This window comes from Rhizobium jaguaris, from assembly GCF_003627755.1.
In the GTDB taxonomy this organism is placed as follows: Bacteria; Pseudomonadota; Alphaproteobacteria; order Rhizobiales; family Rhizobiaceae; genus Rhizobium; species Rhizobium jaguaris.
The window spans coordinates 1,587,619-1,610,806 of the sequence record NZ_CP032694.1 but is presented as its reverse complement, the minus strand read 5'-3'; the positions used below and the strand labels follow the sequence as shown (position 1 = coordinate 1,610,806).

At 59.0% G+C, this 23,188-nt stretch carries 26 protein-coding genes, 1 tRNA gene and 4 pseudogenes; 14 read left to right on the top strand and 17 right to left on the bottom strand.

Annotated features, from left to right (window positions below; translation table 11 throughout):
* Window positions 1-49: 49 nt before the first annotated feature.
* Window positions 50-340, top strand: coding sequence for a helix-turn-helix domain-containing protein (locus CCGE525_RS07860; protein WP_120703795.1), 291 nt, complete (start codon window positions 50-52; stop codon window positions 338-340).
* Window positions 341-396: 56 nt separating this feature from the next.
* On the opposite strand, the gene CCGE525_RS07855 is transcribed toward CCGE525_RS07860, so the two are convergent.
* Together CCGE525_RS07855 and CCGE525_RS07850 are read right to left on the bottom strand one after the other, a co-directional pair.
* Window positions 397-1,422, bottom strand: coding sequence for an extracellular catalytic domain type 1 short-chain-length polyhydroxyalkanoate depolymerase (locus CCGE525_RS07855; protein ID WP_245472106.1), 1,026 nt, complete (start codon window positions 1,420-1,422; stop codon window positions 397-399).
* Between the two features lie 214 nt (window positions 1,423-1,636).
* Window positions 1,637-1,849, bottom strand: coding sequence for a hypothetical protein (locus CCGE525_RS07850; protein WP_120703794.1), 213 nt, complete (start codon window positions 1,847-1,849; stop codon window positions 1,637-1,639).
* A gap of 258 nt (window positions 1,850-2,107) precedes the next feature.
* On the opposite strand from CCGE525_RS07850, the gene CCGE525_RS07845 reads away from it, so the two are divergent.
* The 3 genes from CCGE525_RS07845 to CCGE525_RS07835 all read left to right on the top strand — a co-directional run bounded on the left by CCGE525_RS07845 (window position 2,108) and on the right by CCGE525_RS07835 (window position 3,514).
* Window positions 2,108-2,494 (top strand): hypothetical protein, encoded by a 387-nt coding sequence (locus CCGE525_RS07845; RefSeq protein WP_120703793.1) that lies wholly within the window; start codon window positions 2,108-2,110, stop codon window positions 2,492-2,494.
* A gap of 91 nt (window positions 2,495-2,585) precedes the next feature.
* A complete protein-coding gene (locus tag CCGE525_RS07840) occupies window positions 2,586-3,260 on the top strand; it encodes a thermonuclease family protein (protein ID WP_120703792.1) in 675 nt (224 codons plus the stop codon).
* A 177-nt stretch (window positions 3,261-3,437) separates the two neighbouring features.
* Window positions 3,438-3,514 (top strand) — tRNA-Pro (locus CCGE525_RS07835).
* A gap of 1 nt (window position 3,515) precedes the next feature.
* On the opposite strand, the pseudogene CCGE525_RS38925 reads toward CCGE525_RS07835, so the two are convergent.
* Window positions 3,516-3,734: pseudogene (locus CCGE525_RS38925) on the bottom strand (hypothetical protein); the annotation flags it as partial.
* A gap of 282 nt (window positions 3,735-4,016) precedes the next feature.
* Here CCGE525_RS38925 and CCGE525_RS39685 point away from each other — a divergent pair.
* From CCGE525_RS39685 to CCGE525_RS07805, 5 genes and pseudogenes are all read left to right on the top strand, one after another.
* Window positions 4,017-5,348 (top strand): annotated as a pseudogene (locus CCGE525_RS39685) (autotransporter outer membrane beta-barrel domain-containing protein); the annotation flags it as partial.
* A 35-nt stretch (window positions 5,349-5,383) separates the two neighbouring features.
* On the top strand, window positions 5,384-6,232 hold the full coding sequence (locus tag CCGE525_RS39550; RefSeq protein WP_342637438.1) for an autotransporter outer membrane beta-barrel domain-containing protein: 849 nt from the start codon (window positions 5,384-5,386) through the stop codon (window positions 6,230-6,232).
* Window positions 6,233-6,789: 557 nt separating this feature from the next.
* Window positions 6,790-7,128 carry a hypothetical protein gene (locus CCGE525_RS07815; RefSeq protein ID WP_162950139.1) on the top strand — a complete coding sequence of 113 codons (339 nt, stop codon included), beginning with the start codon at window positions 6,790-6,792 and terminating at the stop codon, window positions 7,126-7,128.
* Between the two features lie 24 nt (window positions 7,129-7,152).
* Window positions 7,153-7,386, top strand: coding sequence for a hypothetical protein (locus tag CCGE525_RS07810; protein ID WP_120703787.1), 234 nt, complete (start codon window positions 7,153-7,155; stop codon window positions 7,384-7,386).
* A 50-nt stretch (window positions 7,387-7,436) separates the two neighbouring features.
* A complete protein-coding gene (locus CCGE525_RS07805; RefSeq protein ID WP_120703786.1) occupies window positions 7,437-7,661 on the top strand; it encodes an Sf3a2-prov protein in 225 nt (74 codons plus the stop codon).
* A gap of 176 nt (window positions 7,662-7,837) precedes the next feature.
* On the opposite strand, the gene CCGE525_RS07800 is transcribed toward CCGE525_RS07805, so the two are convergent.
* Window positions 7,838-8,221, bottom strand: coding sequence for a BA14K family protein (locus CCGE525_RS07800; RefSeq protein ID WP_120703785.1), 384 nt, complete (start codon window positions 8,219-8,221; stop codon window positions 7,838-7,840).
* Window positions 8,222-8,402: 181 nt separating this feature from the next.
* On the opposite strand from CCGE525_RS07800, the gene CCGE525_RS07795 reads away from it, so the two are divergent.
* On the top strand, window positions 8,403-8,663 hold the full coding sequence (locus tag CCGE525_RS07795; RefSeq protein WP_120703784.1) for a hypothetical protein: 261 nt from the start codon (window positions 8,403-8,405) through the stop codon (window positions 8,661-8,663).
* A 114-nt stretch (window positions 8,664-8,777) separates the two neighbouring features.
* Here the strand turns inward: CCGE525_RS07795 and CCGE525_RS07790 are convergent, their stop codons facing one another.
* Together CCGE525_RS07790 and CCGE525_RS07785 are read right to left on the bottom strand one after the other, a co-directional pair.
* On the bottom strand, window positions 8,778-9,107 hold the full coding sequence (locus CCGE525_RS07790) for a hypothetical protein (RefSeq protein ID WP_120703783.1): 330 nt from the start codon (window positions 9,105-9,107) through the stop codon (window positions 8,778-8,780).
* Window positions 9,108-9,460: 353 nt separating this feature from the next.
* Window positions 9,461-10,561, bottom strand: coding sequence for a porin (locus CCGE525_RS07785; protein ID WP_120703782.1), 1,101 nt, complete (start codon window positions 10,559-10,561; stop codon window positions 9,461-9,463).
* A gap of 397 nt (window positions 10,562-10,958) precedes the next feature.
* Here CCGE525_RS07785 and CCGE525_RS07780 point away from each other — a divergent pair, with 397 nt between their 5' ends.
* Window positions 10,959-11,240, top strand: a complete 282-nt coding sequence (locus tag CCGE525_RS07780; RefSeq protein WP_120703781.1) for a hypothetical protein — start codon at window positions 10,959-10,961, stop codon at window positions 11,238-11,240.
* Window positions 11,241-11,408: 168 nt separating this feature from the next.
* Here the strand turns inward: CCGE525_RS07780 and CCGE525_RS07775 are convergent, their stop codons facing one another.
* The 6 genes and pseudogenes from CCGE525_RS07775 to CCGE525_RS07750 all read right to left on the bottom strand — a co-directional run bounded on the left by CCGE525_RS07775 (window position 11,409) and on the right by CCGE525_RS07750 (window position 15,913).
* A complete protein-coding gene (locus CCGE525_RS07775; protein ID WP_120703780.1) occupies window positions 11,409-11,951 on the bottom strand; it encodes a MerR family transcriptional regulator in 543 nt (180 codons plus the stop codon).
* Between the two features lie 229 nt (window positions 11,952-12,180).
* Window positions 12,181-12,519: an integration host factor subunit alpha gene (locus CCGE525_RS07770; RefSeq protein WP_107107687.1), complete on the bottom strand. Its 339-nt coding sequence runs from the start codon at window positions 12,517-12,519 to the stop codon at window positions 12,181-12,183.
* Between the two features lie 107 nt (window positions 12,520-12,626).
* Entirely contained in the window at window positions 12,627-13,598 is a 972-nt protein-coding gene (locus CCGE525_RS07765) for a beta-ketoacyl-ACP synthase III (protein ID WP_120703779.1), read from the bottom strand.
* A 19-nt stretch (window positions 13,599-13,617) separates the two neighbouring features.
* Complete coding sequence (gene plsX, locus CCGE525_RS07760; RefSeq protein WP_120703778.1) at window positions 13,618-14,664, bottom strand: phosphate acyltransferase PlsX; 1,047 nt, start codon at window positions 14,662-14,664, stop codon at window positions 13,618-13,620.
* Between the two features lie 102 nt (window positions 14,665-14,766).
* Window positions 14,767-15,324 (bottom strand): YceD family protein, encoded by a 558-nt coding sequence (locus CCGE525_RS07755; protein ID WP_120703777.1) that lies wholly within the window; start codon window positions 15,322-15,324, stop codon window positions 14,767-14,769.
* A gap of 9 nt (window positions 15,325-15,333) precedes the next feature.
* A pseudogene (locus CCGE525_RS07750) lies at window positions 15,334-15,913 on the bottom strand (ubiquinol-cytochrome C chaperone family protein).
* A 279-nt stretch (window positions 15,914-16,192) separates the two neighbouring features.
* Between CCGE525_RS07750 and CCGE525_RS07745 the strand changes: the two are divergent.
* Window positions 16,193-16,702, top strand: coding sequence for an outer membrane protein assembly factor BamE (locus CCGE525_RS07745; protein ID WP_120703776.1), 510 nt, complete (start codon window positions 16,193-16,195; stop codon window positions 16,700-16,702).
* Window positions 16,703-16,773: 71 nt separating this feature from the next.
* On the opposite strand, the gene CCGE525_RS07740 is transcribed toward CCGE525_RS07745, so the two are convergent.
* The 3 genes and pseudogenes from CCGE525_RS07740 to CCGE525_RS07730 form a co-directional block, all read right to left on the bottom strand.
* On the bottom strand, window positions 16,774-18,912 hold the full coding sequence (locus tag CCGE525_RS07740) for a sodium-translocating pyrophosphatase (protein ID WP_120703775.1): 2,139 nt from the start codon (window positions 18,910-18,912) through the stop codon (window positions 16,774-16,776).
* Between the two features lie 247 nt (window positions 18,913-19,159).
* On the bottom strand, window positions 19,160-19,642 hold the full coding sequence (nusB, locus tag CCGE525_RS07735) for a transcription antitermination factor NusB (RefSeq protein WP_120706316.1): 483 nt from the start codon (window positions 19,640-19,642) through the stop codon (window positions 19,160-19,162).
* 18 nt (window positions 19,643-19,660) lie between these two features.
* Window positions 19,661-20,101: pseudogene (locus CCGE525_RS07730) on the bottom strand (6,7-dimethyl-8-ribityllumazine synthase); the annotation flags it as partial.
* 201 nt (window positions 20,102-20,302) lie between these two features.
* On the opposite strand from CCGE525_RS07730, the gene CCGE525_RS07725 reads away from it, so the two are divergent.
* Window positions 20,303-20,806 carry a cupin domain-containing protein gene (locus CCGE525_RS07725; protein ID WP_120703774.1) on the top strand — a complete coding sequence of 168 codons (504 nt, stop codon included), beginning with the start codon at window positions 20,303-20,305 and terminating at the stop codon, window positions 20,804-20,806.
* Between the two features lie 53 nt (window positions 20,807-20,859).
* A complete protein-coding gene (locus CCGE525_RS07720; protein WP_205587461.1) occupies window positions 20,860-21,378 on the top strand; it encodes a GNAT family N-acetyltransferase in 519 nt (172 codons plus the stop codon).
* Between the two features lie 80 nt (window positions 21,379-21,458).
* Here the strand turns inward: CCGE525_RS07720 and CCGE525_RS07715 are convergent, their stop codons facing one another.
* Window positions 21,459-22,079, bottom strand: coding sequence for a riboflavin synthase (locus CCGE525_RS07715; RefSeq protein ID WP_120703772.1), 621 nt, complete (start codon window positions 22,077-22,079; stop codon window positions 21,459-21,461).
* Window positions 22,079-23,188, bottom strand: a complete 1,110-nt coding sequence (gene ribD / locus CCGE525_RS07710) for a bifunctional diaminohydroxyphosphoribosylaminopyrimidine deaminase/5-amino-6-(5-phosphoribosylamino)uracil reductase RibD (RefSeq protein WP_120703771.1) — start codon at window positions 23,186-23,188, stop codon at window positions 22,079-22,081. Before ribD ends, CCGE525_RS07715 begins: the two co-directional genes overlap by 1 nt.

Sequence of the window (23,188 nt, the reverse complement as noted above, 5' to 3'; positions counted from 1 at the left end):
CTGCCTGAAATCGGTTCCGATTTTCAGGTTTATGCGCTAAATTTGAGTCATGATCACATCAGCGCAATTACGCGGCGCACGCGCCATGCTCGGACTGACAACAGAAACGCTTGCCATTGAGAGCAAGCTGCCCGTGACAACCATTGAAGCGCTGGAGACTGACGTCAGTTCGGCGGAAGCAAAAGCGCTTGTCGCGGTTCGTTCCGTTCTCGAAGCCCGGGGGATATCGTTCATGGCCAGCGGAAGCGACGAAGCCGGCGGCGCCGGCATTCGCTTCAAGCATTGGGCAGAAGACGGCGGCATCCGGCCGGAAAACCTCAACGCCACCAACGACGATTGAAATCCGCGCATTGAAGGCGGGTTTTCCCCAACCGATTTAGGCTGAGCGTCTCGGCGCTACACCTTAGCCAGCCCCCAGCTCCGAACCAGTTCCGCGGGTGCGGAGATAGCGGCAGGCAAAATGAAGCGCTCGGTATCATTGGCCGGCTCCCTGCCTTCGACGACAGGGCCGATCGGCAAGCCGTGGCCGAAGTCATTCAGGGTCACCAACTCCAGCACCTTATCGCCATAGTCGTTACGCCATTCGCGCCGCTCGCCGCCCTCGAACAAGCGCAACCGACCCTTGGTCTGCGGACGCTCGTGTACGGCCAGCCACTGCGCCACCGACGCTTCGGCATTGCCAAACGACACGACGTCGTCATCGGTCCCGTGCCAGATGGAGATTGCCGGAAAGCGGGGGGCATCCGGCGAGGCTTCGCGGACGAGTTCCGCCCATTTGTCGGCCGGGCGCGCGGCAGCTCTCTTCATTACGTCCAGCGCGGACATGGCATCGCGGGCGGCGCCGAAAGGCAGGCCGCCGATGATGGCACCGGCTGCGAAGAGCTCCGGATAGGTGGCAAGCAGCGCCGAAGCCATGGCGCCGCCGGCCGACAGGCCCATGACGAAGATCTTGGTGCTATCGATTTTGTGTAGCTGGCGGCTGAAATCGATCATCTCGCGGATCGAACCCAGTTCGCCGCGATCGCGTGTCACCAGGCTCGGGCGGAACCAATTGAAACAGAGATTGGCGTTGTTGGAGGGCTTCTGCACGGCGTAGAGGACGGCGAAACCATGCTGGCGCGCCAAGGCGGTCCAACCGCTGGCGCGATCAAAATCCTCGGCATTCTGGTGACAGCCATGCAAGACGACAACAAGCGGCATCGGACCTTCGACGCCGGGCGGCACATATTCCAGCATGCGCAGGTCGCCAGGATTGCGCCCGAACCACAAGACCTCCGTCAGACGCTGCGGTACCAGTTGCGTGGATACACGCCGGCGCGCCGGCTGCGAATGCGGCCGTGTCATGGGAAATTTGAGCTGTGGCAACTCGACGGAATCAACGAGCAGACGGCGAAGCCGGCTCGGAACTTTGAAATTCATCATGGACCTTTCAAATTATCCGCGCCCGCCGTTGTTGATTTTGTTTGGTGGGCGGCGGCCGCACATCAACCCCGCAGGGGTAAGCAAATCGAGCAGTCGACTCTGTTTGTGCGATGCAGCAAATATAGGGTAGCGAAAAGGATTCGAACAGGCACAAAGCATCATTGCTGCTATGTGAAATCGGCTTAAATCGATTAGAGAGCTGACGGCGGAGGCGTCAGAGATAGGCTCTCGCAAGCGCGAGAAGCTTCGCGTCTTCCTTCACGCCCTGGCGATAGAGCTGGATGATCAGCGCGCCGAGACGCTCGGCTTCACGGCTGCGGAAACTGATGCCGCGATCCTCGCAGACGGCATCCAACACCTTTTCCAAACGATCCAAATCGTCAGAAAACAAGGGTAAATCCTGAGGATGGATGGAGGTTTCCAACATAAGCGCCGCCTCGTCCGTCGGGCAGACGCAAACACACTCGCCGGTGCCCGCATTTAAACCGACGAAATATAACGTGACTATGCGCTTTGCTCGGGGGCTTGGCAAGGAAGGTTTTGTGGATGCGGCCTTTAATGTTGAAGCATTGCTGATTCGCGGAATATGCGCCTCGATCTTCACGATACTTCAATTTTAAGTTACGCAATCACCAAGCCTTCATCGGAACGTGACAAAAGGAGCCGAAGAAACGGAGACCTGCTGATGAACAAGCGTATGATCTCGGCGGCACTGCTCCTGCTCGGCGCGGCGGCGCCGGCCTTTTCACAGTCCCTTTCGGCATTGCCGTTGCGCAATCCCCACCCGATTCCCGATGGCTATATTTCTGTGCAATCCGGGATATCGCTCTCCATTCCGATCGCTGATGGCAACGACGAAAAACAGCAGCAGGATGCGATCAAATCCTTCTATCGGATTGCCGCCACCAACTGCGCCGCGCTGCTCGACACCATCGCGGATGATTGCCAGATCAACGGCCTCACCAGCAACACCGATGTCATCAATATCGACGGCCGCGGGCCGAAGCTGACGGTGCGCGGCCAGGTCACAATGGCGGTCAAGCTGAAGCCTGCGGCAGCCGCCACGAAGTGAAGAAGGGTCCGGCACAAAGCCGACAACCGGAAAGCCAACGGATCGGTAAGAAATCTTGGCGATAATTCCCTCGTAATCGAGGAATGAAGCCATGGCAAAAGCGAAACGGCGCGCGCGGCGCAAGCCACAGTCCAAAGCGGGCAATTCGATGTGGCTATGGAGCATAGTCGGTCTAGCGGCCGTGGCGGGTATTTTCGCCTATCAGCATCGCAGAGATATGCCGTCATTGCAGGCCTATGCCGGCGCCATCGGCGTTCGGCATGTGCCGGTGGATGCGCCGTTGCCGACTGCCAAGCCGAAAATAAGAACGGCTGCCGTCGTTCCCGAACGGCCGGCTTCAACGCTGCCGGTCCCTCCCCAAGTCATTCCCGTAGCGGTGCCGGCAGACCGGAGACCTGCCGCTGCCCCGCCTGAAGCCAGCGGGCGATTCGGCCTGTGCGGCGGCGAAACCGGCATGAACTGCGTCGTCGACGGCAACACTTTCTGGCAGAATGGAGTCAAAATCCGTCTGGCGGACATTGACGTGCCCGATATCGAGCCATCGCATTGCGTCGGCGAACGGCAAAAAGCCACCGCCGCCAAACTGCGGCTGCAAGCGCTTCTCAACGACGACACTTTCGTGCTCTCCGCCAGTGGGCGCGGTGACGATCAGCATGGCGGCGTGTACCGCATCGCGATGCGCGCCGGCCGGTCCATTGGCGATCGGCTGGTAGCTGAGGGGCTGGCCCGCCATTGGACGGGGCAGACCGCGTCGTGGTGCGGCTGAATCAATGATCGGGGGCCAAACAAAAGTTAAGCCCTCGATCATGGTGCGAAACTTGGCGAGAACGGACATGGCAGCAGCCTTCCGGCGCCGTTTGTTCCATTATTATTCCGACGATCGCATTTTCCACTTGCATCCTGAAGGCCGAAACCATAAACGAAACAAGCCTTTTCGGCAGGTCGGGGCGTAGCGCAGCCCGGTAGCGCACTTGACTGGGGGTCAAGGGGTCGCTGGTTCGAGTCCAGTCGCCCCGACCATTTATCTCCTTGAACTCCCAATCAAATTTCCTCTGAACTTGTTAGCCACCTCGACCCTGAGGCCGGGACCCTGTTCGGCTGGCGAGCGGTCGCTCGGCTTGAAGTTCGCAGGACGAAGCGCCAGATCAACGCGCACTGCACCGTCCCGAAGAATTGGAGGTCCGGCACTGTAGAGCTGCATTGGCCTCACGCCATCGCTCACCTCGAAAGTCAGTCGGGCCAGTTTGGCCGCGCGCGCTCTGTCCTGGCACAGACACGTCCCAAAGGAGAGTGGCGTCGATCACTGTGACGCGACGGCAACAGCGATCGACAAATCATATTGCAAAAGTGTTTTCTAATAAAGATTGTACGCAGGCGCATTTCCTGCAAATGCTATCTTTAATTGTACAACCCGCATTCTGCTGCCAAAGACGAGTACGGTGGGTAGCGCAATGCGCATCCGAAGCACGAAGGCGCGCGGCGATTTTAGAGTCGTCGCGACGTAGTCCGGGGGCGGACCAGCATGCGTGAACTAGGTTTCAGGGCATTCTGTTTCAATAATCGCGGATTTTTCAATGCACACAGCCATCGCCACGGATTGCCAGTGGTGGCTTCCATACCGCGGCGATGCCTGCTTCCGTGGATCTCTGTCTTGCCTCTTGTCGCATCGCTCGGGCTTTCCGTACCGGCCTCGGCGCAGCAGGTGCCGGTAGCGCCGTTCGGGACCACATTGGCTCCGCAGGCATGGGTCGGCGGAACGGGGACAAATCAGTGGAACAACCAAAATAACTGGGTGCCCGCGTCCGGCAGTGGTGCTGGGGTCCCGCTCGTAACCGCATACTTTACCGGCCTCACAGCCAACACGACGGTCCGCGACCAGAATAGCCAATCGATTGGTCAGCTCATTTTCGCCGCGCCGAATTATCTGTTGAGCTTGGAGAACAGCACCGTCATGACGGTTCATGGCACCGGTTTCGTGATCGACGATCCGGCCAATAGACCGATCGTCGATGTCGGCGTCATCGGCGGCGGCACAATCAACTTCACGAATGCCTCCACAGGAAGCCTTGCGAAGTTCGTCATCGCATCCAACGGTACGCTCAACATGTCGGGTCGTGCGACACCGAACGGGATGACCGCAGGCGCGATCGACAATGCCGGCAGGATTATCATTACGAACAGCGACGCCAATAGCGTCGGCAACGAACTCACCGTATTCGGACCCTACAATGGCCAAGACGGCTCCATCTACCTGAGAACGGATCTCGGAGATGACAACTCGGCGTCGGACAAGCTCGTCATCGATGGCGGCACGGTCACCATCGACGGCGCGGCCCACGCCACCGGCGACACGCTTCTGTTCATCACCCCCGGCCCGAACAGTCCCGGCGCCTACACGGTGGCAAATGGCATCCTGGTGGTTGATGCAACCAACGGAGGCACTACGGATGATGGCGCCTTCACGTTAGGAAGCGAGGTGCGCGGCGGAGCCTTCGACTATCGTCTCTTTCGCGGCGGCGTCGATGGCGGCAATCCGAACGACTGGTTCCTTCGTTCGACCTTTCTTGGGGGCGGCGGCGACGGCGGCGAAGGCGGTAACGGTGGTGAGAGCGGCAATGGTGGCAATGGAACCAATGGAGGTGATGGCGGGAATGGGCCGATCACGCCGCCGGACGAGTTGCCGCCAGATGCGTTGCCAGAGGATTTGCCGCCGGTACTGCCGCCGGGCGAATACCCGATCATCGGGCCAGAGATTGCAACTTACGGCGCGGTGCAGCCGACTGCCCGGCAGCTCGGCCTCGCCACGCTCGGCACTTTGCACGAGCGCATTGGCGACACGCTTGCGATCGGAGATGGTCAGGGTAACGGCGGGAGCCGGACCAGTTCCGTCTGGGGGCGTTTTTCGGTGAGCAGATCAATAACCACTATCGCGCTTTCGCCGACCCGCACACCGACGGCAACCTCGGCGGCTTTCAGGCCGGCGTCGATCTCCTGCACGGCGAATGGCTGCCCGGCCACAGCGACGTTGCCGGCATATATTTCGCTTACGGACACGCCAATGTCGACGTAACTGGCCTGGTTACTAACGACGCCATGACAAACTATGAGCTGCGAAAGACCGGTAGCATCAATCTCAATGGATGGACTGGCGGCGCCTATTGGACGCACTACGGTCCGACCGGCTGGTATCTCGAAGCGGTGTTGCAGGGGACAGCCTACCAAGGTTCGGCTTCCACGCGCTATGCCAGTCTCGACACCGATGGCGCCGGCTTCGCTGCCTCGCTGGAAGCGGGCTATCCAATTCCCATCCCAACGCTTGGTTCGGGCTTCGTGCTGGAGCCACAGGCCCAGATCGTCTGGCAACATGTCTCGTTCAACGATGACAATGACGGACTGGGCGAGGTCGCGATCGGCGACACCTCAGGAGCGAGCGGGCGGATCGGTCTGCGCGGCCGCTGGACGGTCGTCAGCGATGGTGGCCAGATCTGGCAACCGTATGTGCGGGCAAACCTATGGCAGGATTGGGCGGCACAGGCCACCACGACGTTTTCGGGCATCGACCGGGTTCCGTTGCTGGAGGAAGGAACGCGAGTGGATCTAAGCGCCGGGGTGACAACCAAGATCAACGCCCGGCTGAGCTTCTATGCCCAGGCCGGCTATCAGTTCGCGGTAGGCAACACCGATGGCGGCGAGCGCGATGGCGTTCGAGGAGATTTCGGCCTCCGCTACACGTGGTAGCCGAACGCATCAGCGAAGAACCCCAGTATGACCCTGCCGCTCCATACGGGAAGCGGTGCGCATCGGTAAGGCTCCTGGCAAGCTGGGGCGGCGGTCAGGTCGTATTGTTGGGCACTATCGACCTGACCGCCAGGGGCACCGCGAGGGCTGCGGCAACTCCTCATTGCCATATCAAAATGAGCTGAAGCTGAGAAATCCTAGCCTCTACGAGCCGGCCAGAAAAAAAGCCCCGCCTATAATGACGGGGCACAGGGGGGAGGTCGTGATGTGGGTCATTTATGTGAGCACAATCTAACGCAAGCGGCGAGGATTACTTTTCTTTTTATTGAGGCGTATGTCAGAAGTAAAAACTACGATTACCGCGATTTATGAAAGTGTATTCCTTATCTGCTGGCGGATGAACAACGCTGCAGCGGCGGGCTCGCTAAATTGTGGGACAAAAATGGTATAGCAGAGATTAATCGGCTCTTCGGCCGCCATGTCTCACAGGATCGGTTCTGCGTCGACAGTAAGACACCTGCAAATACTACACCACATCTTCATCACCGGAACCTTTGGTGCAGCCAAAGGTTTATGATGTGGAGGAGTATTACCATGAGCAACGATACCAATGGGCCAAGCCCAGACCTGAGAACGACACCGCTCTCGCGCCGCCCTCCCTGGGCGCAGTGGGTGGTTATCCTGGCGGCGATTATCCTAGCTGCACTGGCGTGGAGCCTCTGGCCTCGCACAGGCCCGACGAATACAACAACTCCACCGGCTCAAACCACCACGACGCAGCCACCGGCAACGTCAACGCCGCCGGCAACGGCACCTGCACAGCAATAAGGGAAGGCCCGCCGGCAATGGCGGGTTTTTACATGAAGGTTCAGCGCGTCGGTTCCCTTGATGTTTAGGCACGTTATCACGATATTTCAGGTATGATGGATATTCAGCCGCCCCCTGTCGAGCAAACCGACCCTGATCGCTATTCCTGGTGCCAGTTCGCACTGCATTCCGCCTTTGCCGAAGTAGCGAAACGTGCCGTCGCGGCCGGATGGGACGAGCGTGAAGTTGCCGCAGCTCTCGTCGATCTGGCCGATCGTCACATGCTGGATCTCATTACGGTGGGTGAGCTTGAGGCCATAATGGAAGCAATCAAGAAGCAATCCTGATAATCCAAGGGAGGAGAAGGCCTTCGGCGGCATTCTCTGCGGAGATGAACATGGCAAAGCACGAGGATCAATCTCCCATGGCCGACGCTCCTCACGATGAAGAGGCTGCCGCATATGCCCGTTGGATAGAGGCTGGAAAAAGATCGGGCGAACCCGAGGAGAATCCCTATCCAGAAGGCAGTCCAGAGGCGAAGGCATTCGAGCACGGGTATCTGGATGGACAGAAAATTAGAAGCGACGACAAGCCGCCGGGCAATACAAACGTTGGACCCTAGTTTTTGAGCTTGCCTTTACAGCTCGCGACATCTGCATCAACACCGAGCGCGAAGCGCCGCAACTATCGGTCTGCGGCGTTTTTATTGCCCTTATGCACGCATCAAAACGGCTTCAAAGATATTCATCGACCTGCAGCGCGAGCATGACGCGAAGGGGTCGTTGAAGGCCAGGCAACTCACCGGCATTCCCGCCGCGGCCCGTGGCTCGGCTGGTATGTGTTGTCCGATGCGCGGTAGGATTGGTAGCGGTCAGCGCAGGCCTGCGCGTGGCCGGCGTAATAGCCTTCCGTGCGTTGCCTGTTGAAGAGCGTGCCGGTCACGAAGGACTTGAACAGCACGCCGCTGTCATAGTCATCGTCATAATAGCCGTCGAAGCCATGGTTATTGTTGTGTCCGCCGCGAATACGGTTGTGGTTGTGGCCGTGATCGTGGACCTGGATGATGTCGGATTGTTCCGGTACCGTGAGCGTGGGCATAGTAACGGCACCGGCGGGCATCGCGGTACCTGCCACCAGCAACACACCAAAACCCACAGCCATAGATCTGGTGATCGTTCGCATGTCTTACTCCTTCGAATTGCAAGGGCGACAGATCCAAGCACAACTGCGTGAAAAAACCTTGCCACCAACCGCACCGGCATTAGCTTTATATAGTGGCTTCCAGCCACGCTCACAGATGCTTTCCCGTCTTTCTTCCAAGGCGGTTTTTCATTGAATAAGAAGTGATTAGAAAGTTACGGCGATGAAGCCACTTATTGCCTTTTTGCTATGCGCGCCACTGCTTGCCGCATGCACGACATCCGAACAATCTCTGCAGCCGGTCCCCGGTAGCATCACCTATGGCGGCCAGCCGCGAATGAAGCTGACGCAATCGCCCCCAGGCACGCGGGTGCCGCACCATTTCGTCAATCAGTGGGGCCAGGATGTCTACGAAACCTATATTGTCCAACCCGATCGCAGTCTGAAGCTGGTCAGCAGGGAAGAGATGACCCGGCCGTTCTAGGAGGGTTCAGCCTTTAGCGTGGAATTGCGCCGACACGGAGAAGAACGGCCTACAAAACTTCGCCGACGCTATGTTGGCGGAGTTTTCATTTTTGAAACGAGCGGCTCGCCCGGCTTACCAGCAGCGATAGCAACGATGATAATAGGGATGGCCGTAGTAGCCATGATGATAATGATTGTCACTGACCGCAGCGCCGACGAGGACGCCGCCGATGATACCGGCAGCGATACCTGCAGCGGCCTGATTTTCGGCCTGCTGCGCCTGAGCGCGGTTGGCCTGGTAGGTGGTGCCGACGCAGCGGCCGTAGCGCTGCGTGCCCGGGCGTAATCCCTGAGCCTGACAGGTCATTTCAGCACTGGCGGCAGACTGTTCCGGCGTCTGGCAGCCAGACAAAATGGTCGACATGGCGAAAAGACTGATCGCCATGACGGTATGAATGCGCATATTTCTCTCCGGCAATTTAAAGTAATATAACTACGCAGCTGAATACAGCCGGGAGTAAGCAAGCGCAAGCCCCCACTCACCGGCTAGTTAACCAGATGACACTATCGCTTTAGTATTTTTCCATTGTAGCGCGACGCCAGCGGCCAAGAATTGTTTGGATGAAGCGCCCAGTCAAAACGACTTTAAAAACAAAGGGCCGGCACCATGGCCAGCCCTTCTTCCATTTCGAATCTTATATCCGTGGCCGCATGAAATGGCCGTGCTTTGAGAGATCACTATGCACTAACAACTTTCGTGCGTTCAAATGAACGCACTGCGCTCTAGCGATCGAAGACCGGTCCAATCGGACCCAACTAGAAATTCCGCTCGAAACGGAGGACACCGGCAACCGTATCATCATTGATGAAGTCATAGTGCATGTAGGTCAGTTCCGGCTCGATGAGCAGTTCCTTGACCGGCATGAACTTGACGTTGGTGGTGGCCTCGAAAATTTTCGAGTCGGTGTAGGCGAGCTGCAGGTTCCACTTCAACTTGTCATTGATCGGAACGCCAACGCCGCCCCATACGGCCCAATCGCCCCAGCCGCATTTTGCCCCGTGGACAACACCATCGGAGGTCGTGCAGGCCGATTCATTCTGATAGGAGCCGGCATACTGGTTGAGCTTGTCACCATCCGTGTTCCAGCCACCCATCAGGAATGCTTCCACGCCGCCAAACTTGGCATCGACGCGGGCCTTGATTGCGCCCTCTTCGACGATGGAGTCATAACCACCGACGACCTTGAAACCTAGCGTGCCGGTCGTGTAGCCCAAGCCCGCGACGACGTTCGGTGCGTAATGGTTTGCCTTCGAGGTGACCCAGGCGCCGCCATAACTGTCTTCATCCGACGCGGAGTTGGTATCTTCCAACGAGATGACGCCGGTAAAGCCGTTGCCGCCATCATAATTGTAGGTCAACTGGTTGAGCTCGTAGGGACCGTCATAGATCGCGTCATCGTTGATCACATCGCCGGCATAACCTACATAGAGATTGTACTGCGAGTCGAGCTTGCCGACAGTGAAGCCGCCGAGGCTGATATTGGCAAACAGCAGCTTCGAAGCTGTGTCCCCTCCATCATTCCATTCCCAACGCAGGATAAGGTTGGTCTTCAGGGCGCCATATTCCGTGTCCGTCGCTGTATCGACTTTGAGCTCGGCGCGGTCGTGCCAGAGCGTACCGACCCTGCTCGTCGGATTATAAGCATCGTACCATTGGCCTTCCGTACGGATCTTGCCGCCGATCTTGAGGCAGGTTTCCGTGCCGGGAATGAAGAAATAACCGGTGCCGTAGGCGTCGCAGATGCGCACATATTGCAGCGGCTCGGGTTCTGCCGCGACAATTGCGTCTGCCGCATGGGCGCCGCTCACCGTCGCCAATGCAGCGGCGGAGCCGAGAAGAAGGCTCTTGATGTTCATGGTGTCTCCATTCGAATATCCATCAGGATCGGGCTTTGCGGCGGATTATATCGGGCCGCGCCATAACCTGATTTAAATCCCCCTCATATCGAGGGTGAAGCAACGAAGCTTCGCCGTTGAAGCTGGACCCGGCACGGTGAGCTTGCAAGTTAATAAGCGAAGCAAGCTAATTGTCACATTAATGTAGAATTCCGTAAGTGACAAAAATGCCACTTACATTTGCCATTACCAATAGCATTTGCTCAAACCGAGCACCTCAAAAATGCCGGCTCCTCGTCCGGAACATATTTTAGTTGTATTGAATGATCGTGATAGATAAATACAATCCACGGGCCGGGATTGCGATGTCTGTGCAACCGGGCTCCGGCGCAGATGGCTGAATCAGCGGGAAAAACCCATGTTTCTCAGAATCTTGAGCGTATTTCTCCTCACCGTCGGCATGGTCTCGACGGCAATGGCGGCTTCTAGCAGCTATGGCGGCGATCGCGGCGGCTCGGGCGACAGTCCCGGGGCAGGCGACTACAGCAATTATCGCAACACCATTATCGGTGACCGCAATACGAGCGCCCCAGAGGAAAAAGACCCGAACGCGTGCTGGACGCTGCCCCGCTCTGCCGACGGCAAATCGATCGTCGCGCCGAGCCAGGCAAATCCCATCGTTCCACGCAGGTGTAACTGATCTCCACATTCGGAAATGCGCGGAGATTTCGACGGACTGTCGCTCCCGCCTCCAGGGGCCAGCGGAAGCCATCCGATTGCGCGCCTCTCAAAGCACGGTCCCTCCCACCTGTCAGCGACGCCACGAACACCAGGTAAAAGCAGAAGAGGTCAGCGAGCGGCCGTTGCCTTACCGCACTTGATCGAGCAGTCGCTTGCATTCCAGCAGGTCGTAGAGCGTCTCCTGCAACAGCGCCCGATCCTCCTTGCCGACGCTCGATTTACCGATGGAAACATCGGGAACGTCGTCTTCACCGCTGACGAAATTAAAGAAGCGGCGACTGATCGGCGCTTTGGGGCGACCAACGATTTGATCGTCATCGGGAGAGCCGACGCGCGGCTCGGCCGCAACCGGCTCTTGCGCGGCAGAGGCGAGCGCCTCGACGCTCGCGAGATCGCCATGGCCGACGGCGATGACGAATTTGTTGCCATTGGTTTTCAGAAGCTTCTGAACACCCTTGATCGTATAGCCGTGGTCATACAGTAGATGCCGGATACCATTCAGCAGGTCGACGTCTTCCGGACGATAGTAGCGCCGGCCGCCGCCCCGCTTCATCGGCTTGATCTGCGGGAAACGCGTTTCCCAGAAACGCAAGACATGCTGCGGTAGATCAAGGTCTTCCGCGACTTCGCTGATCGTGCGAAATGCATCCGGGCTCTTGTCCATCGTCATACTCCCACAGCATGACTCCAGCGCCATTCAGGCAGGATCATGCGAAACCGGATATTCGCACCGCTGCTTATCGCGATACGACTCATCATATTTCAACGGTTTGCCGGGAGAAATTCAAGTCGTCTCTTCGGCTCTTTCACAAGCAAGCCGAAAAATAACCGCGAAAGACTTTGAAAACAGCGTGCCAGCGCGCGTACCGCAGCCACCGCCGATGTCTGCTAAGCGTGGATCAGGAAACGGGGTTTACCGGCCGGGCTTTTGCCTTGCGGCTCGCATGGGCCTTCAGGATGCGCGTCTTCAGGACATTGGACGCCTTGAACGTCATGACGCGGCGCGGAGAGATGGGCACCTCTTCGCCGGTCTTCGGATTACGACCAATGCGTTCATTCTTATCGCGCACTTGAAACGTCGCGAAGGAGGAGAGTTTCACGGTCTCGCCACGCACGATGGCGTTGCAAATTTCATCGATCACCGTTTCGACGAGTTCTGCCGACTCGGTCCGGGAGAGGCCGACTTTCCGGAATACCGACTCCGCCAAGTCCGCGCGCGTCACTGTCTTGCCCGTCATAGTTCCCCGCCCATATTGCTACGTAATTATATCTAAGCTGCAAGAGACTATTGCCCTTGCGCCAAACGGTCAAGCTCTTGTTAGGAATCGGATTTTAGAGACGCGGCCTACCAGCGCAGCAAGACGGCGCCCCAGGTGAAACCGCCGCCCATGGCTTCCAGCATCACCAAATCGCCTTTCTTGATTCGGCCGTCGCCTGCCGCAACGGCAAGCGCGAGCGGGATCGACGCCGCTGAAGTGTTGCCATGAAGGTCCACGGTAACCACAACCTTTTCGGGAGCAATTCCGAGTTTTTTGGCCGAGCCATCGATGATACGGCGGTTCGCCTGATGCGGTACCAACCAGTCGAGATCGTCGGCCGTGACCTCTGCCGCGTCGAAGGTGGCCTGGATGACATCGGTGATCATCCCGACGGCATGTTTGAATACCTCACGGCCCGCCATGTGCAGCACGCCGACCGTTCCTGTCGTGGAAGGGCCGCCATCGACATAGAGCTTGTCCTTATGCGCCCCATCGGAGCGCAGGCTGGCCGTCAGCACGCCGCGGTCGGTGCTGGCGCCGGTCCCCTCGCCTGCTTCCAGGATCAGCGCGCCGGCGCCGTCGCCGAAGAGGACGCAGGTCGTGCGGTCAGTCCAGTCGAGAATGCGGGAGAATGTTTCGGCGCCGATGATAAGCACGCGCTTGGCCACACCGCCGCGAATGTAAGCGTCGGCTGTCGTCACCGCATAGACGAAGCCAGAGCAGACGGCTTGGACATCAAAGGCAAAGCCATGATGCATGCCGAGACGGTTCTGGATGTTTACCGCGGTAGCAGGAAAAGTATTGTCCGGCGTGGAGGTGGCGACGATGATCAGGTCGATATCATCAGCCGTCAGGCCGGCATTGGCAAGTGCTGACCGCGCCGCCTGCTCGCCGAGCGAGGCGGTCGTTTCGCCTTCGCCGGCAATATAACGCTGGCGAATGCCAGTGCGCTGCACAATCCAGTCATCACTGGTATCGACGACTTGCTCCATCTCGCGATTGGTCATGGCGCGCTTGGGGAGCGCCGACCCAAATCCGCGAACAACTGAACGGATCATTCTGGTTATACCCTGTCGCTCATGCCGCTTCCGGTCCGATCGGCGGCTGCCGTTTGGCATGATATTTTTTCAGATCGTTTTCGATTTTTTGAGTGAGGCCATTCTTGGCCATGTCATAGCCGACATCGATGGCAGCCGCAAAGGCCTCGGCGTTGGCGCCGCCATGGCTCTTGATGACGATACCGTTGAGACCAAGGAAGACACCGCCATTGACCTTGCTCGGATCGAGTTTCTCGCGCAACAGGTCGAAGGCGCCTTTGGCGAAGATGTAGCCGATGCGGGCGAGCAGCGTGCGCGTCATGGCGGCACGCAGATAAGTGCCGATCTGCTTTGCCGTGCCCTCGGCCGCCTTCAGCGCGATATTTCCGGAAAAGCCCTCCGTCACCACCACATCGACCGTGCCCTTGCCGATATCGTCGCCCTCGACGAAGCCGGAATATTCGAGCGACTCAAGATTGGCCTCGCGGATCAATCGGCCGGCTTCCTTGACGTCTTCCTGACCCTTGATTTCTTCGACACCGACATTCAGGAGGCCGATGGTCGGCCGTTCGATCTCGAAGAGCGCGCGCGCCATGGCGCCGCCCATCAAGGCGAAATCGAGCAATTGCTGCGAATCGGCGCCGATCGTCGCGCCGACATCAAGCACGATGCTTTCGCCCCGCAATGTCGGCCAGATCGCGGCGATTGCAGGACGTTCGATGTTGGCCATGGTGCGCAAGCAGAACTTCGCCATCGCCATTAACGCCCCGGTATTGCCGGCGGAAACGACGACATCGGCGTCGCCTGCCTTCACCGCCTCGATCGACCGCCACATGCTGGATATGTAGCGGCCGCGGCGCAACGCCTGGCTCGGCTTTTCATCCATGCTGATGGCGACATCGCACTCGTGAAAGACGGATTTTTCGCGGAGTTTCGGATATTTGGCGAGGATCGCTTCGCAGCGATCCTTCTGTCCGTACATGATGAATGTGATATCGGGATGCCTATCCAGCGCCTTGGCCGCGCCAGGAATAACAACCTCAGGGCCGAAGTCGCCACCCATTAGGTCAAGAGAAATTCTGATCACGCGTCCCTAGTCCTTTTTATCCGCCGGGCCTGGCGAAATTGGCGTCAAAATACCGGTTTCTCTCCGCGTTACAACTGAATTATCTTCAATTGCCAGGGGGGGCTATTCCTTTTTCCAGTCTTTCAAGACAGCAAATGGCGAGGGTTTCTTGTCATCTTCGCCGGTGTCCTCGATGTGATCTTCGAACTCGATACCGGGCTTGCGCGGGTAAGGATCGATGGCAAGCGCGGCAAATTCGGTCACCACGGCGCCGGCATCGATCGTGTCGCCAGTGAAGGTTTCGGGAAGATCTGGACCATCGGGATCGAGCACCATTTCGCCGGCATCCATCGAGGGCGCACGCGCCAGCTTCGAATCCTCCGGGATGAAGATATGCTCGAAATTCTCGTCGATCTCCGATTCGACCGGGTCGAGGGTTACGACGCAGGCCTGGACGATCTTCGCGCGAACAGTGCCCTTGACGCGCACGCCATCGCGTTTCCAGCGGGAAATCTTCAGATCCGCTTCCAGCTTTTCGACAGAGAGCACATCCCAAAGCTTGGCCAGGCCCGCAAGCTCGCGGTCGTCCGCTTCGACATGCACATCCACCGGGTTGGCGGAGATATGGCCGACTTTCACCGGATAGGAAAAGGGCGTTTCATCGGAGTAAGGTCTTTTCATTTTTGTCTCCTAAGGTGCGTCTACGCCGACGTGAGGCGAGGCCTCGCCGATCTGCGGCGGCTGCGGGAGCGTTGCCGAGCCGGTAGCGATCTCCGCTTCCGTGATCCTCGCAAGATGCGCCTCTGCTGTCATCATCCAATCCGCTAGACCGATCATCGAAGGAGCGCCCTCGCCTGCCTTGGGATGGATATTGCGCCGAAGTGCGGCAGCCAGCGCTTCGCGGTCGTTGCCGTCCATCGCGGCGGCATAGCTTTCCAGCCGCCCGTAAAACATACCGGCTAGTTTCTTCATGCGCTTCGGTACGCTGTTGTCGCCGATTCCAAGTTCGCGGATGGAATAGTCGATATCCTCAAAAAAGGCATCGACGATTTCCTGCGCAAGCTCCTGTCCGCTGGTCTCGGACGAGCGCGTCCGGCGGAAAAAACAGGATCATCACCAGCGACAACAGCTCGAAACGGCCCATGACCGTATCCGGCACGTCATAGTCCGTATAAAAAACCGGCTGGCGCGCCATCGAGGTCAGGGTGTCATATTGCCTGACGACAATGATTTGGTTGTGACTTCTTTTGCGGAAGAGCCCAAAAATCATGAAAATTCCCGGAATTGGCTCATTCAGAGCGCCCCGTTGCGCTTGGCCTTGTTGCATCCACGTGAAAGCTGGTTTACCGAAGCAGGCGCGAATTGCAATGCCGTTTGTGCCCACTTCAAGGTCCCGCCCCAAGCCGTCGTCACGCTGTGCATGATTGGTGATGAAGAGTGCCGAACAACATTGTTGGGGCTTCCGCAATCGCGGAAAGGCCACAATGATGTGCACAGCAAGGTCACATCGGCCGCTCGGCCATCGGTTTGATTCATTAGGGGAGATGAGATGTCGTTGACGAGACGGTATTTCAAGTCTGACAGAACTTTCATCAGTAGTGCCGCTATCGCCCTGGTGATTGCGACCGCGGGGCTCACGGGCTGCCAGACCAGCGAGGTCATGAACAACGGCTACATCTTCGACCAGCAATCGCTCAATCTCGTGCCCGTCGGCTCGAGCCGCGAGCAGGTGCTGCTTTCGCTGGGGACGCCGTCGACGACGGCGACCTTCGACGGCGAAGTCTTCTATTATATCTCCCAGAAGCGCGTGCGCCCGGTGGCCTTCATGAAGCCGAAGCTGGTCGACCAAAACATTCTGGCGATCTATTTCGACAAGGACGGCGTGGTGAAGCAGCAGGCCAACTACACGCTGAAGGACGGCAAGGTCTTCGACATGATCAGCCGCACGACGCCGACCGGCGGCCGCGACCTGACCTTCCTGCAACAGATTCTGCAGGGCGGCGGCAACGGCATCAACGGTGCGAAGAACTTCCTCAACAACCTCAACCCTGGCCAATAAGTCGGATATACCGCATAAAAAACCCGCGAAGCGCAGGCTTCGCGGGTTTTTCATTTGTCCGGTGCTCGCCTTTATCCAGCGAGAACGGCAAGCAGCAGCAGCGCCACGATATTGGTGATCTTGATCGCCGGGTTAACGGCGGGGCCGGCCGTGTCCTTGTAGGGGTCGCCGACGGTATCGCCGGTCACGGAAGCTTTGTGCGCCTCCGAGCCCTTCATGTGACGCGCGCCGTCCTTGTCGACGAAACCGTCTTCGAAGCTCTTCTTGGCATTGTCCCAGGCACCACCACCCGACGTCATGGAAATGGCGACGAACAGGCCGTTGATGATGACGCCCAGCAACGAGGCACCGAGCGCGGCAAAGGCCGAAGCTTTCGAGCCGGAGATCAGCAGTACGCCGAAATAGACGACGATCGGCGCCAGCACGGGCAGCAGCGATGGAATGATCATCTCGCGAATGGCCGCCTTGGTCAGAAGGTCGACGGCACGGCCGTAATCGGGACGTTCGGTGCCCTTCATGATGCCCGGCTTTTCGCGGAACTGCTTGCGTACTTCTTCGACGATCGCGCCGGCCGCACGGCCGACGGCCGTCATCGCGATGCCGCCGAAGAGATAGGGAATCAGGCCGCCGAACAGCAGACCGGCAACGACATAGGGGTTGGAGAGATCGAAGGAGATCGTGCCCACATTCGTGAAATAAGGGAACTGATCGCCATGGGCCGCGAAATATTTCAGGTCGTTCGAATAGGCAGCGAACAGCACCAATGCGCCAAGACCGGCCGAGCCGATGGCATAGCCTTTCGTCACCGCCTTGGTGGTGTTACCGACCGCATCCAGCGCGTCAGTCGATTTGCGCACTTCCGGCGGAAGGTGCGACATTTCAGCGATGCCGCCGGCATTGTCGGTGACCGGGCCGAAGGCGTCGAGCGCAACGATCATGCCGGCAAGGCCGAGCATGGCGGTGACCGCGATGCCGGTGCCGAACAGGCCGCCGAGCTGATAGGTGGCAAGAATGCCGCCGACGATGACGAGCGCCGGTAGCGCCGTCGATTCGAGCGAAATAGCAAGGCCCTGGATGACGTTGGTGCCATGGCCGGTGACCGAGGCCTGGGCAATGGAATTGACCGGGCGTTTGTTGGTGCCTGTATAATATTCCGTGATGACGACGATCAGCGCCGTGACGATCAGGCCGACGATGCCGCAGATGAACAGCTTCGCGCCGGTGACATTGAAATCCGCGACGGTCCCGATCGAACCCCAGCCGATTGTCAGCGACGTGGCGGCCGCGAGACCGATGATCGACAGGATGCCGGTGGCAATCAGGCCCTTGTAGAGCGCACCCATGATGGAACCGTTCGTGCCGAGCTTGACGAAGAAGGTGCCGATGATCGATGTGATGATGCAGGCGCCGCAGACCGCCAGCGGATAGACCATGGCCGAGGCAAGAACCGGCGTGCCGGCGAAGAAGATCGCGGCGAGAACCATGGTGGCAACCACGGAGACCGCATAGGTTTCGAAGAGGTCGGCGGCCATGCCGGCGCAGTCGCCGACATTGTCGCCGACGTTATCGGCGATGGTCGCCGGATTGCGCGGATCGTCTTCGGGAATACCGGCCTCCACCTTGCCGACGAGGTCACCGCCGACATCGGCGCCCTTGGTGAAGATACCGCCGCCGAGGCGGGCGAAGATCGAAATCAGCGAAGCGCCGAAACCGAGCGCCACCAGCGCATTGATAACGTCGCGCGAGCCCGGCTCATGACCGAGAATGCTGGTCAGCACATAGAAATAAATGGAGACTCCGAGCAAGGCGAGGCCGGCGACCAGCATGCCGGTGATCGCGCCGGACTTGAAAGCGATGTCGAGACCGGCCGACAGGCTGTGGGACGAGGCCTGCGCGGTGCGAACATTGGCGCGCACGGAGACATGCATGCCGATGAACCCTGCGGAGCCTGACAGAACAGCGCCAATCAGGAAGCCGATGGCGGCTTCGCGCGACAGGAGCACCCAGGCCAGGATGAAAACGATGATGCCGACTAAGGCAATGGTTCTATATTGACGCGCCAGGTAGGCTTGCGCGCCTTCCCGAATATAACCTGCAATTTCCTGCATGCGTGCATTGCCCTGGTCAGCGGCAAGCACTGACCGAGTTGCCCAGACGGCGTAAATCACCGAGAGCAGTCCGCACGCGATAACACCTAAAAGAATCGACATTTCGCTTTTTCCCTCCAAAAAAGCCGGCAGTTCACTCCCTCGTCCGGCCGCCTGCAACAATCGCCAGCCCCTCCTCCAAGGGTCGGCAAATGTGCAGCGCGAGATTGCGTTTGGGAAAACGTCGCGTCAAGACCATCCACGGGGAAAACACCCGATGAAGGTTCAAAAGAATATTCGTCGATGAAATCGAGCGCGAACGAAGAAAACGAAAGCGGCCCGGCACAAGTACCGGCGCTGAGGTCGAGCCTTATTTCTTGGCTTCGCCGCGGACCTGCTTGGCGATTCGGTCGAGCACGGCGTTGACGAGCTTCGGCTCATCTTCTTCAAAGAAGGCGTGAGCGATCTCGACATATTCGGTGACGATGACCGGGACAGGTACGTCCTTGCGGTCGAGAAGCTCGAAAGTGCCGGCGCGCAGGATGGCGCGCACGGTGCTGTCGAGGCGTGACAGCGCCCAATCGTCCTGCAGAGCGGAACCGATCAGCGGATCAAGCCGGGTCTGCTCGCGCACGACACCGGAGACGATGGAGCGGAACCAGGATGCGTCGGCCTTCAGATAGGTCTCGCCGTCCAGTTCCTGCCCAAGACGGTGTGCCTCGTATTCAGCCACCACCTCCAGCACACCGGCTCCGCCAATGTCCATCTGATAGAGCGCCTGAACGGCGGCGAGGCGTGCTGCGCCCCGCTGGTTCGCGGTCTTTGCCGGTCGCTCGTTATCCTGATTACCCATGAACTTATGCACCCAACTTTGTTTCAGCGCGATCATCGTCAGCGCTGCACGGGCGGCAAAACCGCCCTTGTCCTTATCCGAACGGCGCGCGCGCACCCAGGCCTGATCGTCGTTTTCGACAGTCAGGATTCCGTTGCCGATCGCTAGAGATTCGCTGACGGCCAGATCCATCAGCGCACGCGAAGATTCGTTTGCGACGATGTCGAAATGATAGGTCTCGCCGCGGATGACCATGCCGAGGGCGACATAGCCATCATATTCGGTGCCGCCGTTATCGGCTCCATCAAGCGCCATGGCGATTGCGGCCGGAATCTCCAGCGCACCGGGCACGGTGACGACTTCGTATGTCGCGCCGGCCTCTTCGAGCGCAGTCTTGGCGCCATCGAGAAGAGCATCGGCCATGTCATCGTAGAAGCGGGCTTCGACGATGAGGATGTGGGCATTGGTAGAGCTGGACATACGTCACCTGCTGAGTGAGAGGGCGGGCAGCACCTTGATAAGGGCGGGTCAAACCACGGCGGGCCGCGCTTGGCAAGTGTTTTTCGGATGCCTGCGCTGATTCTGATCCGGATTTGGGGAACATTGAAGCGTGCCAGAAATTGTATCTTCCGCCAGCTCACTCGCTTCGCTAATAATTTCGCACTGGCAGGGAGGAACCTGATGACGGAGAAAACCAGACACGCTGTCAACCTTGGCGAGCTACAGCTCGATCATTGGCAGCAGGGAGAATTTTTTGCGGGCAGCGATGTCTCCTTCGGCGCGCTGCTCGGGCTGAAGGATCTCGGCATCAGCTATAACGAAGTGCCGCCCGGCAAATCCGGCTGTCCATTTCACAATCACCACGTCGAGGAGGAGCTTTTCGTCATTCTCGACGGCGAAGGCGAATATCGCTTCGGGAGCGAGCGTATTCTGGTCGCGAAAGGCGATGTATTAGGAGCACCCGCCGGCGGTCAGGAAACCGCCCATCAGCTCATCAATATCGGTCCGGGCGTGCTGATCTATCTCGTCATTTCGACCAAGGCCCAGACAGAGATTGTCGAATATCCCGACTCCGGCAAGTTCATGGCGAAGACCAATCGCGCCGGCGAGACGCCGCGGCGATTCAGCTTCATCGGGCGCGAGGGCGGCGCCGTGGACTATTGGGACGGCGAAACGGGAGCGTGAAACGAATGAGCATGAATCTAGAAATGGTAGACCGGAAGGAAGCTGCTCCCGCCATGACCATGGTTCCGACATTGATGACCGAACGCCTCATTCTCCGCGCGCATCGGCTGGAGGATTTCGAGGACTATGCGGCCTTCTGGACGCAGGAAGACCTCGTCCGCTATATCGGCGGCGAGCCGTCGACACGCGAACAAGCCTGGTCGCGCCTGTTGCGTTATGCCGGCATGTGGCATTACCTCGGCTTTGGTTTCTTCGCTGTCGAAGAGCGTCACAGCGGTCGTTTCATCGGCGAAGTCGGCTTTCTCGACCTGCACCGCGACATGGTCCCGACCACGGAGGGCACATTGGAGGCCGGCTGGGGGATCACACCATCGCTGCACGGCAAGGGCTATGCGACGGAAGCCGTCAGCGCGGCCATCGCCTGGGCCGACGAGAAGTTTTCTGGGCGGCGTATGACTTGCATCATCGATCCGGAAAATACATCGTCGCTGCGGGTTGCGGAGAAGGTCGGTTTCCGCCGGATCGGCGAAGTGATGTACAAGGACAAGCCCAACGTCATGTTCGAGCGGTAACGGCGGAAAAAGTGCTCGCACAAAAACGCCGCCATCGAACCGATGGCGGCGGACAATGAGCATTATTGAGGTGTCCGGGATCAGCTTTCGCGGGCAGCCGGAAATTCCGCCAGTCGCGCGGCATAGCGGGCCATGGTGTCGACTTCGAAATTGACGAAATCGCCAGCCTTGCGTTCACCCCAGGTGGTGACCTCCAGCGTATGACGGATCAGCAGCACGTCGAAATCCGTGCCGTCGACAGCGTTTACCGTCAGCGACGTGCCGTCGAGCGCGATCGAGCCCTTGGGAGCGACGAATTTTGCGAGATGCCCAGGCGCGCGCAGACGAAAACGGGTGGCGTCGCCTTCCGCCGTCACTGACAGGATCTCCGCCTTGCCGTCGACATGACCGGAGACGATGTGGCCGCCGAGCTCGTCGCCAATCTTCAGCGAGCGCTCGAGATTGATATTGCTGCCGGCCTCCCAGGTGCCGATGGTGGTCAGCCGCAGGGCTTCCTCCCAAGCCTCTACCTCAAACCAGCGGCCGTTGCTGCCGGCTTCTGGCAAGCCTGTTACCGTCAGACAAATGCCGGAATGGGAGATCGAGGCCCCCATATCGATCGTTGCCGGATCGTAATTTGTTGCCACGCGAAGCTTGATGCCTTCCTTGAGCGGCGAGACCGATTCGACCTTGCCGATATCGGTGACAATTCCGGTAAACATTAAAAACCTCTTTCAAATTCGTCGCAGCGATCGTCGCCAAACCGGCTCGCGCGGATGTGTCTGAAACTGGGTGGGATATTGGTCTTCGTGACCGGCGATTCAATACCGCCCTCGCCGATCGTACCCGGCCCCTGGAACAGAAGGATGCGGTCGATGAGATCGGCGGCGAGAAAACGCTGCGCCGTCCTGGCTCCTCCTTCGACCAATAGAGAAGAAATGCCCCGCGTCCCCAGCGCTTCAAGCAATTCTCCCGGTTCGCTGGAATTGGATTGCAGCACTTCGGCACCGGCGGCATCCAGCGCGGCGCGGCGGCCTATGAAGGCCTTGTCGGTATTTTGATCGAAGGGCGGCGGATCGCCGGCGACGACCATGAGCCCGTACCGTTGTGCAGTCTTCACGAGCTTGCTGTCGAGCGGAAGCTGAAGCTGGTCGTCGATGACGATACGCAACGGCGTGCGGCCTTCCAGCCCCGGCAGACGGCAGGTCAGTTCCGGGTCATCCGCGATCGCAGTGCCGATGCCGACAAGGATGGCGTCGCTTTCGGCGCGCAAGACCTGCACTTGGGCGCGGGCGATATCGCCCGTGATGCGCACCTGCCCCTCGCCCGTTTTGCCGATCATCCCGTCTGCGGAAACGGCAAGTTTGAGAGTCACATACGGCCGGTTTCTCGTCTGACGCATGAGATAGCCGGCAAGCGAGCGCCTGCCGTCCTCCTCAAGAATACCCGCATCGACTTCGATCCCCGCATCCTGCAGCATCGCGATGCCGCGACCGGAAACACGCTGATCGGGATCGGTCACGCTGATGACGACGCGGGCGACACCATAGGCAATGAGCGCCTCAGCGCAGGGCGGCGTCTTGCCGTAGTGGGAACAGGGCTCGAGCGTGACGTAGGCGGTGGCTCCCCTCGCCGCCTCGCCGGCCTCGGCCAAGGCCTGCGGCTCGGCATGCGGCCTGCCGCCAAGCGCTGTTACGGCGCGGCCGATGACGGTGCCGTCCTTGACGACCAGGCAACCGACGGACGGGTTGGTAGAGGTGAGACCCAAATGCCAGCGCGACAGGCGGATCGCCGCGGCCATGAAACGTTCGTCCTCAGGCCGGGGCGCCAT

What these genes read in the sequence shown, in the direction of transcription:
- CCGE525_RS07860 (WP_120703795.1), top strand. Translation starts at nt 50, where the DNA reads ATGATCACATCAGCGCAATTACGCGGCGCACGCGCCATGCTCGGACTG.
- CCGE525_RS07855 (WP_245472106.1), bottom strand. Translation starts at nt 1,422, where the DNA reads ATGATGAATTTCAAAGTTCCGAGCCGGCTTCGCCGTCTGCTCGTTGAT.
- CCGE525_RS07850 (WP_120703794.1), bottom strand. Translation starts at nt 1,849, where the DNA reads ATGTTGGAAACCTCCATCCATCCTCAGGATTTACCCTTGTTTTCTGAC.
- CCGE525_RS07845 (WP_120703793.1), top strand. Translation starts at nt 2,108, where the DNA reads ATGAACAAGCGTATGATCTCGGCGGCACTGCTCCTGCTCGGCGCGGCG.
- CCGE525_RS07840 (WP_120703792.1), top strand. Translation starts at nt 2,586, where the DNA reads ATGGCAAAAGCGAAACGGCGCGCGCGGCGCAAGCCACAGTCCAAAGCG.
- CCGE525_RS07810 (WP_120703787.1), top strand. Translation starts at nt 7,153, where the DNA reads ATGATGGATATTCAGCCGCCCCCTGTCGAGCAAACCGACCCTGATCGC.
- CCGE525_RS07805 (WP_120703786.1), top strand. Translation starts at nt 7,437, where the DNA reads ATGGCAAAGCACGAGGATCAATCTCCCATGGCCGACGCTCCTCACGAT.
- CCGE525_RS07800 (WP_120703785.1), bottom strand. Translation starts at nt 8,221, where the DNA reads ATGCGAACGATCACCAGATCTATGGCTGTGGGTTTTGGTGTGTTGCTG.
- CCGE525_RS07795 (WP_120703784.1), top strand. Translation starts at nt 8,403, where the DNA reads ATGAAGCCACTTATTGCCTTTTTGCTATGCGCGCCACTGCTTGCCGCA.
- CCGE525_RS07790 (WP_120703783.1), bottom strand. Translation starts at nt 9,107, where the DNA reads ATGCGCATTCATACCGTCATGGCGATCAGTCTTTTCGCCATGTCGACC.
- CCGE525_RS07785 (WP_120703782.1), bottom strand. Translation starts at nt 10,561, where the DNA reads ATGAACATCAAGAGCCTTCTTCTCGGCTCCGCCGCTGCATTGGCGACG.
- CCGE525_RS07780 (WP_120703781.1), top strand. Translation starts at nt 10,959, where the DNA reads ATGTTTCTCAGAATCTTGAGCGTATTTCTCCTCACCGTCGGCATGGTC.
- CCGE525_RS07775 (WP_120703780.1), bottom strand. Translation starts at nt 11,951, where the DNA reads ATGACGATGGACAAGAGCCCGGATGCATTTCGCACGATCAGCGAAGTC.
- CCGE525_RS07770 (WP_107107687.1), bottom strand. Translation starts at nt 12,519, where the DNA reads ATGACGGGCAAGACAGTGACGCGCGCGGACTTGGCGGAGTCGGTATTC.
- CCGE525_RS07765 (WP_120703779.1), bottom strand. Translation starts at nt 13,598, where the DNA reads ATGATCCGTTCAGTTGTTCGCGGATTTGGGTCGGCGCTCCCCAAGCGC.
- CCGE525_RS07755 (WP_120703777.1), bottom strand. Translation starts at nt 15,324, where the DNA reads ATGAAAAGACCTTACTCCGATGAAACGCCCTTTTCCTATCCGGTGAAA.
- CCGE525_RS07745 (WP_120703776.1), top strand. Translation starts at nt 16,193, where the DNA reads ATGTCGTTGACGAGACGGTATTTCAAGTCTGACAGAACTTTCATCAGT.
- CCGE525_RS07740 (WP_120703775.1), bottom strand. Translation starts at nt 18,912, where the DNA reads ATGTCGATTCTTTTAGGTGTTATCGCGTGCGGACTGCTCTCGGTGATT.
- nusB (WP_120706316.1), bottom strand. Translation starts at nt 19,642, where the DNA reads ATGGGTAATCAGGATAACGAGCGACCGGCAAAGACCGCGAACCAGCGG.
- CCGE525_RS07725 (WP_120703774.1), top strand. Translation starts at nt 20,303, where the DNA reads ATGACGGAGAAAACCAGACACGCTGTCAACCTTGGCGAGCTACAGCTC.
- CCGE525_RS07720 (WP_205587461.1), top strand. Translation starts at nt 20,860, where the DNA reads ATGACCATGGTTCCGACATTGATGACCGAACGCCTCATTCTCCGCGCG.
- CCGE525_RS07715 (WP_120703772.1), bottom strand. Translation starts at nt 22,079, where the DNA reads ATGTTTACCGGAATTGTCACCGATATCGGCAAGGTCGAATCGGTCTCG.
- ribD (WP_120703771.1), bottom strand. Translation starts at nt 23,188, where the DNA reads ATGGCGCCCCGGCCTGAGGACGAACGTTTCATGGCCGCGGCGATCCGC.